This is a genomic window from Phormidium sp. CCY1219, assembly GCF_055795085.1.
On sequence record NZ_JAYFEQ010000394.1, the window covers coordinates 53,319 to 62,930 of the forward strand.

Here is a 9,612-nt window from a genome sequence, read left to right on the forward strand (position 1 = left end):
ATTATACCCGACGAGGGGGAACAATCGAACGCCGGAGGATACATACCCATGTCTGATTATGACGTTATCGCGATTGGAAGCGGAATTGGCGGATTAGTGACGGCGGCTCTGCTGGCGCGCTATGGCAAACGAACCCTGGTGTGCGAAAGCCACGCGATCGCGGGCGGTGCGGCCCATAGCTTTTCTCGCCAAGGCTTTCACTTCGACTCGGGACCTTCGTTTTATTGCGGATTGGCCGATCCGCACAGCCTCAATCCAGTGCGCCAAGTGCTAGACCTGCTGGGGGAATCCTTGGCCACTGTGCCTTACGACCCCCTGGGCCACTATCACTTCCCCGATTATACTCTGCCAATTTACGGCAACAGCGATCGCTACCGCGCCGCGATCGCCCAAATTACCCCCACTGGAGCCGAGGAACTCAAACGCTTTGAAAAGCGCCTGTTGTCTCTCTACAGCGGTCTCAAAGATATACCCATCTTAGCCCTGCGATCGGATTGGCAAATGCTCCCGACCCTGCTAAAATACTGGCCGTCGGTGCTGAAATTAATCCCTCACATCGGCGACGTTCGGGCATCGGTGGGTCAACTGATGGACCGCGAGATAAAAGACCCCTTCGTGCGCCGCTCCATCGACCTGGAATGCTTTCTGCTCTCCGGGTTGAAAGCTCACGAGACCATCGCCCCAGAAGTGGCCTTTATGTTTGGCGAACGCGATCGCACTTCCATCGACTACCCCATCGGCGGGAGTGGCGCGATCGTCGATGCCTTGGTGCGCGGATTGCAGCGCTGGGGCGGCGAATTGCAACTGGGTTGCCATATCGATCGCATTGTGGTAGAATCCGGTGCGGTGAAAGGGGTACTCTTGCGAACCGGCAAAGTCATTACCGCCCCCGTGGTCATTTCTAACGCTACCATGTGGGATACTTACGCCCATCTCCTCAAACCGGGGGATTTACCGGAATCCTATCGCCGCCAAGCCCTCGCCACCCCGGCAATTGATAGCTTTATGCACCTGCACCTGGGCATCAAATCCGCCGGATTGGACGGGTTAACCGGACATCACGTGGTGGTTCACGATTTGAAAACCGACCTCACAGAACCGGGCAATACTTGCATGATTTCCATTCCCTCCGTGTGGGACCCCAATCTCGCACCCCCCGGACATCACGTGGTTCATGCTTATACACTAGAACCCTACAGCTCTTGGCAGCGGGATGCTACCTATAAAGCCCGCAAGCGATCGCGGGCACAATCTTTACTGCGCGCCTTAGAGCGCGTGATTCCCGATATCCGCGATCGCATTACCCTCGAACTGATCGGCACTCCCCTGACTCACGCTCACTACCTCCGCCGCTACCAAGGAACCTACGGACCCGCGATCGCAGCCGGAAAAGATACATTCCCCACCATTCATACCCCCATTTCCGGACTCTACCGCGTCGGCGACAGCACCATGCCCGGAATCGGCGTCCCCGCCGTCGCCGCCTCCGGTATCCTCTGCGCGAACACCCTCGTAGACCCGGCACAAACGGCCCAACTCCTCAAACAGCTTCAACCCAGGAGAAAACATAAACGATAAACTAACACCAAAAAAGGGCAAAGGAAGAAGGGAAAAAGCACTTTCCTTCCCCCTTCTTTCCTTCACCCCTTTTCCGCTATTCTTATCCGCCCGCCGCAAATGCGCCCATCACCAGCGCCGATAGCAAAATACCGGGGGACAGCAACAGAACCAAGACCAAAAGCTCATGTCCGGTCATGTCATTTCTCCTCAAAACGAGATGTACAGTTCTATTATGCCGCTATTTTCCCTCCTGCAACCCCCCAACCGCAATTTTATCCCTTCCAAACCCGAACCTGTGGGCGAGGACAATCAAAGCGGGGGATTGAAATCGCGCCTGTGTAGGCGAACTCCGCCGACGCGGACTGATTTTTTTTACATCTATTCCCACCAACCTGATATAATATCATATCCGGGCGATGGCTCATCAAAGCGGGCGATTGAAATTGCGCCTTAGCTTTCCGTAGTTCGCCGACGCGGACTCATTTTTTTACTGCTATTCCTCCGGACTCGATCTAAGTCAATCCCACTTTACATGCGATCGACCATGAACTTGGACCTTTTATTTACCCTGGCTAATCTGTACGTTTTGCCATTTTGGGCGCTGATGATTTTGCTGCCCAACTGGGGCGTTACCCGAAAAGTGATGGACTCTTACCTCATTTTTGTCCCCTTGGCATTGCTCTATATCTATTTATTTGCCGGAGAAATTAACTCCGAAACTGCCCAAGCACTTTCCAATCCAAAATTAGCCGATATTGCCCGCTTTTTTGCCGAAGAAGGTGCGGCGGCGACGGGTTGGGTTCACTTTCTCGTCATGGATTTATTTGTCGGGCGCTGGATTTATTGGCAAGGACAGCAGACCAAAGTCTGGACGATTCACTCTTTGGCATTCTGTTTGTTCGCCGGTCCAATGGGATTATTATCTCATATTATCACCGCTGGAATCGCGAAAAAATTCTTCCCCGGTACGGAAGAAACCCCTACCTCCGCTTCTCCCTCTACCGCAGAAGGATAATCGAAGTCGGCACTTTTTGCTGGTAAATTAATCAGACAAAGGGGAAAATAATCCGGTTTTATCCCTTTCGTTTTTCCCGCGCCCCCTCGTTCCCAGCTTCAGCCTGGGAACGCTTCTCCCGAGGCTGTGTTTCCTTCTAATTAAGGCAGGCAAAATAATTTCAAACCTTGCTGAATTGGGAGAATAAATATTAATAAACCTGCTTGAAAAGCGCCCGAGTAGGTCGGTGTGTGAGGCCCCCGGAATTGCAATGTGGGATGTTGCCACTCATGGGGTACGGGGTCTCACGCACCCTACGTTGGCAGAATTTCCCATATGGTTGTTTTAAAACAAGTGGGCGGTTCGATCGCGCGGATTGAATTCAAAGCGACGCTGGTAATCGGTGACGCCATATAAATTAAAGGTAATAGTAGGTTCTTCGCCCATTGCTTCGATGCAGTGAATGGCATCTGGGAGGAAACTGATAATTTCCCCGGGGAGGAAAATCCGATCGCCTACGGATTCGATGCGATCGGGAAACTCCGGGGTAGGCGATCGCTTCCACAATGTATTCTTTTCCTCACCACTGACCACCGCCACGACTCCCCAAGTGCCGTGATTGTGAATCGGCGACACCTTTCCGGGCAACCACGCCACCATCTGCACCGTCAGGGGAAAATCCGGTTCGTCGTAGAGAATCACCACAGACCAGCCGGTTTGCGGATCCGGAGCGCGATATTCCCCTTGCAACCAATCGGAACTGACCAACAACCGCCGCACTAAGGGCCGAATCGCCGCCAGACGCGCTTCATCCTCCGGGCGATCGCGCAGAATATCCTCTACATCCGTGAGAAATCGGTATAGGCGATAAGGTGACGCCGGAAATTCATCGTCTCGCGGGGCGTCGCAGGGAAGACATTCCCCCACCTGCGTCACCAACCAATCAGAAGTGTCCATAAAATTTCTCCCTCGAATTGTCACACTCTCATTCTAATTTTACCCATTCCAAATTTTAATCCGATCCCCACTCCATTCTCAGCAAAAACTCAGACAACTGCCCTAATTTAGCAAATAGGATACGCCAGATTGCGCGAGTCAAACTCTTCTGGAGAGGCTAGGCAATCTTCATCATAATCGTAAATTGTGGAGGAGACAACTGATGCGAATTAATTATTTAAGTACCCTAGCGGCAGCTTCTGTGTTAAGTTTAGGATTTGTGGTGGGATGCGCCAATCCTTGTGCCGCGCAGACGAAAGACCAGACCACCGAAACTCAGGGCAATCCCTGCGCCTCTAAATCCGACAGCAATCCCTGCGCTTCTAAGACAGATGCCAATCCCTGCGCCTCTAAATCCAACGCCAATCCTTGCGCGGGACAGTAACCCCCAATCGCGAGACGGACTTATCCCGGTTCAGTGGTTTGAAAAGCCAGCCGTGGGGTGTAAAATAAGCGCGACTGGGTAAGTCCTGCTTTGGCTGGATTTCCCAAAACTGCAATCAATACGGATGTGGGAAACACCAAGCGATCGCGATTATGGCTATTCAATTAGGCAGAGAAATTTGTGGAGATTTAGCCGCCGCACAACAGCGCGAGTGGTTAGTGACCAATGGCACCGGCAGTTATGCCTCCGGCACCATTTCTGGAATGCTAACCCGGCGATATCATGGATTATTAATTGCAGCACTAAAGCCCCCATTAGGACACACTTTACTGCTGACCAAATTAGACGAAACTGCCGGATATAACCAACAGGTTTATCCTTTATTTTGCAATCGATGGGCCGATGGAACCGTAGACCCGGTAGGCAACATTTATCTCGAACGCTTTCATTTAGAAGGGTCGATTCCGGTGTGGCATTATGCCTTTGGCGATGCGTTATTAGAAAAGCGAATTTGGATGCAGCAAGGCGAGAACACTAGCTATATTCAGTATCGACTGCGGCGAGGGAGTTTACCCGTGACCCTGACGATAAAAGGATTTGTGAATTATCGCGATCGCCATTATTCCAGTCGCGCCAGCGATCGGCAAATGGACATCGCCGCGATCGCCAATGGGGTGCGCGTGAGTGCCTTTCCCGATGCAGTACCCTTTTACCTATTGGCAACCGGCGCTCACGTTACCCCGGACCATACCTGGCATTACGGGTTCGATCTGCCCGCCGAAGCCGATCGCGGTCTCGATCGCCTGCAAGATAGCCTCCATGCTGTCACCTTTCAGGCACAATTACACCCGGGCGATTCCCTGGCAATTGTCGCCAGTACCGAAAGCAATCCCAACTTAGAGGGAAAAAAAGCCTTCGCCTACCGTCTCCACTATGAGGAAAAGCTGCTCAAACGGGCGAAAAAGGGCAAAGGATTAAAAGGCAAGCAGAAAAAACAGTATCGCTTATCGCACAAAAGCCCCGACTGGGTAAAGCAACTGGTCCTCGCCGCCGATCGCTTCATCGTCGATCGCCCCCTACCCGATCGCCCCGGTGGCAAAAGCATCATCGCCGGCTATCATTGGTTTAGCGACTGGGGACGCGATACCGCGATCGCCCTTCCGGGGTTAACCTTATGTACCGGGCGTCCAAAAGTGGCGCGGGCGATTTTGCAAACCTTCGCCCGCTATGTGGATAAAGGCATGTTACCCAATCGCTTCCCCGATGAAGGCGAAACCCCCGATTACAATAGCGTCGATGCGACCCTGTGGTATTTTGAGGCGATTCGCGCCTATTATGACGCCACCGGGGATAAACAACTGCTTGCCGAATTATGGCCGGTTTTAGCCGATATCGTCCGCTGGCACCTGGAGGGAACGCGATATAACATTCATTGCGATGCGGAGGATGGGTTAATTTACGCCGGCGAACCCGGGGTGCAGCTCACCTGGATGGATGCCAAAGTCGGCGACTGGGTTGTTACCCCCCGTCAAGGCAAACCGGTGGAAATCAATGCCTTGTGGTATAACGCTTTACAGACAATGGCACAAGTTGGTGCTATACTGAAAAAACCGCACCAAGAGTATATTCAGCTTGCCAATCGCGCGATCGCTGGCTTTAGTCGGTTCTGGAACGAACAAGCCGGCTACTGCTACGACGCGATCGATACCCCAAACGGCAACGATTCCGCCTTGCGACCCAATCAAATCTTTGCCGTGTCTTTACACTACAGCCCTTTACCGCCCATCCAACAGCGCGCCGTCGTCGATGCCTGCGGGCGATCGCTCCTCACCTCCTACGGCTTGCGAAGTCTCAGCCCCGACGACCCGGCCTACATCGGGCACTACGGCGGCACCCCCCAGCAGCGCGATGGAGCCTACCATCAAGGTACCGTCTGGAGTTGGCTCATCGGCCCTTATATCGCCGCCCACCTACGCCTCTACGGCGACAAAACCGTAGCGCAAACATTGCTACAGCCCCTCGCCGACCATCTCGCCGATGCAGGCGTCGGTCATCTGAGCGAAATCTTTGCCGGGGATCCGCCCTTTCCACCCAAAGGCGCGATCGCCCAAGCCTGGACCGTCGCCGAAATGCTGCGAATCGCCGCCCTATTAAACATTAAGCATTAATCTCTCCCCCCCCCCATTTCTCCCGCAAAACCCCTCTCCCACTTCCTATTGCAAACGAGGTAAAACATGACACCCGATCGCATCCAACAAAACGGAAACAGCCAAGTGAACAAAACTCTCAAAATTATCGCTGGCATTGCCTTGGTTGCTGGCTTAATTCTCGGCATCAAATATCTTGGCATTCAAGACTATTTAAAAACCGCCTTGCAATGGATTCAAGATATTGGTCCGACCGGGGTAGCCATCTTTATGTTAATCTACATCCTGGCTACCGTATTATTTATTCCCGGTTCGATTCTGACCCTGGGAGCCGGCGTTCTTTTCGGCATACTTGGCGGCTCTGTTTATGTGTTTTTCTCCGCCACCATCGGCGCTACCTGTGCCTTTTTAGTCGGGCGCTATCTAGCCCGCAGTTGGGTAGAAAAACAAATCCAAGGCAACCCCAAATTTAAAGCCATTGATGATGCAGTCGCCCGCGAAGGATTAAAAATCGTCATGTTAACCCGGCTTTCTCCCATCTTTCCGTTCAACCTATTAAACTATGCCTTTGGCATCACCCAAGTCTCTCTGAAAGATTACGTTATCGGCTCGATTGGCATGATTCCGGGAACCATTATGTACGTTTATATCGGGTCCTTAGCCGGCAATTTAGCTGCACTGGGAACCGGCGCGCAAGCCAGCGCCCCCGCCCCCGCCCAGTGGGCAATTCGCATCATCGGTTTTATCGCCACCGTCGCCGTGACAATCTACGTCACCCGCATCGCCAAACAAGCCTTAAACGAGGAAATTTCAGAAGAGTAAATCCCCTCTCCTCTCTCGTTCCCAGCACATGCTGGGAACGCCCTCCCCGAGGCTTCGCCTCCTTTTAATTGGATGAATAATATTCAGACTTAATGAAGACAAACAAAAATGTAAAGTTTACTCTCGCAAATATTTTCAAGCCTCAAATAAAGATTATTTAATTTTCTATCTCAATTTATCAATTCAGGAGAAAAATAATGACCACCACTAACGAAACTCTGACCCTTTCCCCCTGGGATAGTCACAATCAAGAATTAATCGGCCACGTTCATCCCCCTGATTGGGTCAATCCCGACCCGCAGTCGGTTTATAATTTAGTCGTTATCGGTGCCGGAACCGCTGGATTAGTGACCGCTGCAGGAGCAGCAGGTTTGGGGGCAAAAGTCGCCTTAGTGGAAAAACATTTAATGGGCGGAGATTGTCTGAATGTCGGCTGCGTTCCTTCTAAAGCAATCATTGGTTCTGCGCGAATTGTCGGGGATATTCAAAATGCAGGACGCTTTGGCATTCGCATCCCCGAAGGCACGGAAATTGATTTTGCCGCCGTGATGGAAAGAATGCGGGAAATTCGCGCCGGAATTAGCCACCATGACTCGGCAAAACGGTTTCAGAAATTAGGCGTAGATGTGTTTTTAGGAGCAGGGCAATTTTCCGGTGAAGACACGATCGCCGTAGGCGGAAAAACCCTCAAGTTTAAAAAAGCCATCATCGCCACTGGTGCGCGCGCGGCAAAACTCAACATTGAAGGATTAGAAGAAGCCGGCTACCTCACCAACGAAACGGTGTTTTCTCTCACTGAAAGACCCAGCCGTCTCGCCGTGATTGGCGGCGGACCGATTGGCTGCGAATTGGCGCAAGCATTTCGCCGTTTGGGTTCGGAAGTCATCTTGCTGCACAAACATAGTCACATCCTCGATCGCGAAGATAGCGATGCAGCGCAAATCGTGCAAAATACCTTGATTCGCGAAGGGATTCAGCTTATCTTAAATGTCAATCGTCAGCGGGTGGAAAAAACCGATGCGGGCAAGGTATTGTATTATGAAACGAATGGAAAACTACGCTCGTGTCCTGTGGATGAGATTTTGGTGGGAGTGGGCAGAAAGCCGAATGTAGAAGGCTTGAATTTAGAACAAGTCGGGGTGAAATACGACCCGAAAAAAGGAATTGAAATTAACGATTATTTGCAAACGTCTAATCCGCGAATTTATGCCGTGGGGGATGTGTGCATGAAGTGGAAATTCACCCATGCAGCCGATGCGGCGGCGCGAATTGCGATTAAAAATTCTCTGTTTTCCGTGGCGGGTTTGGGACGCGGTAAACTCAGCGATTTGGTGATGCCTTGGTGTACTTATACCGATCCAGAAGTGGCCCATGTGGGATTGTACGAAAAAGAGGCGCAAGACAAGGGGATGGATGTGGATACGTTTTTGATTCCGATGAGTTCTGTCGATCGCGCGATCGCGGATGGGGAAACCGAGGGTTTTGCGAAAATTCACGTAAAAAAAGGAACCGACAAGATTTTAGGGGCGACGATTGTGGCGCGTCATGCGGGGGATATGATTAGCGAAGTCACCTTGGCGATCGCGAATAATATCGGTTTAGGGGCGATCGCCAGCGTGATTCATCCCTATCCCACCCAAGCGGAAGCGATTAAAAAAGCTGCCGATGCCTACAATCGCACCCGCCTCACCCCCTTCGTGAAAAACTTATTCCAGAAATGGCTCCAGTGGCAGCGATAAAATTATCTGGGGGACGTGCTGATTCGGCGTCGTCTGATATCATAGAAAAATTATCCCCATTTTCGCCAACTCTACCCCAGGGAAACCCCACCCCTTCAAACTTCCTCGGGGGTAAACCGCAAATGACACCCCAACGTCATCCCAGTGTCACCGCCGCGACATATCCCTACCCTACAGTATTTCTTAGCTAGGGGAAAAAGTGTCGCTGTTTTCCGCTCCTGCACACCTAGCGCCTCCCAGTGCCTGCTGGGAGGATTTTTTTTGCCAACCTCCCTGTGGGGCATGGGAGCCAAAAAAAATTAACCATAAAAATACAATTTATTTTACAATTCTTAAAAAAGCAGTTCGATCCCGCCGGAGGTTCATCCATGCCCGATATTGTTGATATTGCCGTTAGTAATGATTCGTTTAAAACCTTAGTCGCCGCCGTGCAAGCTGCCGATTTAGTGGACACCTTGAAAAGTCCCGGTCCGTTTACCGTGTTTGCACCCACTGACGACGCTTTTGCCAAACTGCCCCCCGGCACCATTCAAACCTTATTGCAAAATATTCCTCAACTGGCTCGGATTTTAACCTATCATGTAGTTTCGGGTAAGTTAATGAAATCCGATTTGGCTGAAGTTGATTCCGTTACCTCTGTGGAAGGTTCCCCCATCAGAATCGATTGTTCTGAGAATTTTGAAGTAAAAAATGCCACAGTTATTGCCCCAGATATTGAAGCAGATAACGGGGTAATTCACGTCATTGATAACGTCATTTTGATGGGGTAATTCACTCCCCTGCACCCCCTCTCTCCTCTCGTCTCCTCGTCCCCCTCCTCCCCCTCCCCCTGGTTCCCAGGCTCAGCCTGGGAACGCCCCAGTGGAGGCTCTGCCTCCTAATCCCCCATCCCCGGGAACAATCCTGGTCCCCCTGGTTCCCCCTGGTTCATCCTGGTTCCCAGGCTCAGCCTGGGAACGCCCCAGTGGA

At 51.7% G+C, this 9,612-nt stretch carries 9 protein-coding genes; 7 read left to right on the forward strand and 2 right to left on the reverse strand.

Going from position 1 to position 9,612, the window contains the following annotated elements; genetic code table 11:
• Positions 1–48 precede the first annotated feature (48 nt).
• Together AC0QH1_RS08015 and AC0QH1_RS08020 are read left to right on the forward strand one after the other, a co-directional pair.
• Positions 49–1,578: a phytoene desaturase family protein gene (locus AC0QH1_RS08015; protein ID WP_324630511.1), complete on the forward strand. Its 1,530-nt coding sequence runs from the start codon at positions 49–51 to the stop codon at positions 1,576–1,578.
• Between the two features lie 526 nt (positions 1,579–2,104).
• Positions 2,105–2,575, forward strand: coding sequence for an ABA4-like family protein (locus AC0QH1_RS08020; RefSeq protein WP_324630512.1), 471 nt, complete (start codon positions 2,105–2,107; stop codon positions 2,573–2,575).
• Between the two features lie 324 nt (positions 2,576–2,899).
• Here the strand turns inward: AC0QH1_RS08020 and AC0QH1_RS08025 are convergent, their stop codons facing one another.
• Positions 2,900–3,511 (reverse strand): cysteine dioxygenase family protein, encoded by a 612-nt coding sequence (locus AC0QH1_RS08025; protein WP_324630514.1) that lies wholly within the window; start codon positions 3,509–3,511, stop codon positions 2,900–2,902.
• Positions 3,512–3,713: 202 nt separating this feature from the next.
• Between AC0QH1_RS08025 and AC0QH1_RS08030 the strand changes: the two genes are divergently transcribed.
• Positions 3,714–3,935 carry a hypothetical protein gene (locus AC0QH1_RS08030; RefSeq protein ID WP_324630515.1) on the forward strand — a complete coding sequence of 74 codons (222 nt, stop codon included), beginning with the start codon at positions 3,714–3,716 and terminating at the stop codon, positions 3,933–3,935.
• 20 nt (positions 3,936–3,955) lie between these two features.
• Here AC0QH1_RS08030 and AC0QH1_RS08035 read toward each other — a convergent pair whose 3' ends face one another.
• Positions 3,956–4,099 carry a hypothetical protein gene (locus AC0QH1_RS08035; RefSeq protein ID WP_324630516.1) on the reverse strand — a complete coding sequence of 48 codons (144 nt, stop codon included), beginning with the start codon at positions 4,097–4,099 and terminating at the stop codon, positions 3,956–3,958.
• Here AC0QH1_RS08035 and AC0QH1_RS08040 point away from each other — a divergent pair.
• The 4 genes from AC0QH1_RS08040 to AC0QH1_RS08055 all read left to right on the forward strand — a co-directional run bounded on the left by AC0QH1_RS08040 (position 4,088) and on the right by AC0QH1_RS08055 (position 9,413).
• Entirely contained in the window at positions 4,088–6,103 is a 2,016-nt protein-coding gene (locus AC0QH1_RS08040) for an amylo-alpha-1,6-glucosidase (RefSeq protein WP_324630517.1), read from the forward strand. The two genes, AC0QH1_RS08035 and AC0QH1_RS08040, sit on opposite strands and share 12 nt — an antisense overlap.
• Positions 6,104–6,169: 66 nt before the next feature.
• Positions 6,170–6,904 carry a TVP38/TMEM64 family protein gene (locus AC0QH1_RS08045; protein WP_324630518.1) on the forward strand — a complete coding sequence of 245 codons (735 nt, stop codon included), beginning with the start codon at positions 6,170–6,172 and terminating at the stop codon, positions 6,902–6,904.
• Positions 6,905–7,101: 197 nt separating this feature from the next.
• On the forward strand, positions 7,102–8,643 hold the full coding sequence (locus tag AC0QH1_RS08050) for a mercuric reductase (protein ID WP_324630519.1): 1,542 nt from the start codon (positions 7,102–7,104) through the stop codon (positions 8,641–8,643).
• A gap of 368 nt (positions 8,644–9,011) precedes the next feature.
• Positions 9,012–9,413, forward strand: coding sequence for a fasciclin domain-containing protein (locus tag AC0QH1_RS08055; RefSeq protein WP_324630520.1), 402 nt, complete (start codon positions 9,012–9,014; stop codon positions 9,411–9,413).
• Positions 9,414–9,612 lie beyond the last annotated feature (199 nt).

What these genes read in the sequence shown, in the direction of transcription:
- AC0QH1_RS08015 (WP_324630511.1), top strand. Translation starts at nt 49, where the DNA reads ATGTCTGATTATGACGTTATCGCGATTGGAAGCGGAATTGGCGGATTA.
- AC0QH1_RS08020 (WP_324630512.1), top strand. Translation starts at nt 2,105, where the DNA reads ATGAACTTGGACCTTTTATTTACCCTGGCTAATCTGTACGTTTTGCCA.
- AC0QH1_RS08025 (WP_324630514.1), bottom strand. Translation starts at nt 3,511, where the DNA reads ATGGACACTTCTGATTGGTTGGTGACGCAGGTGGGGGAATGTCTTCCC.
- AC0QH1_RS08030 (WP_324630515.1), top strand. Translation starts at nt 3,714, where the DNA reads ATGCGAATTAATTATTTAAGTACCCTAGCGGCAGCTTCTGTGTTAAGT.
- AC0QH1_RS08040 (WP_324630517.1), top strand. Translation starts at nt 4,088, where the DNA reads ATGGCTATTCAATTAGGCAGAGAAATTTGTGGAGATTTAGCCGCCGCA.
- AC0QH1_RS08045 (WP_324630518.1), top strand. Translation starts at nt 6,170, where the DNA reads ATGACACCCGATCGCATCCAACAAAACGGAAACAGCCAAGTGAACAAA.
- AC0QH1_RS08050 (WP_324630519.1), top strand. Translation starts at nt 7,102, where the DNA reads ATGACCACCACTAACGAAACTCTGACCCTTTCCCCCTGGGATAGTCAC.
- AC0QH1_RS08055 (WP_324630520.1), top strand. Translation starts at nt 9,012, where the DNA reads ATGCCCGATATTGTTGATATTGCCGTTAGTAATGATTCGTTTAAAACC.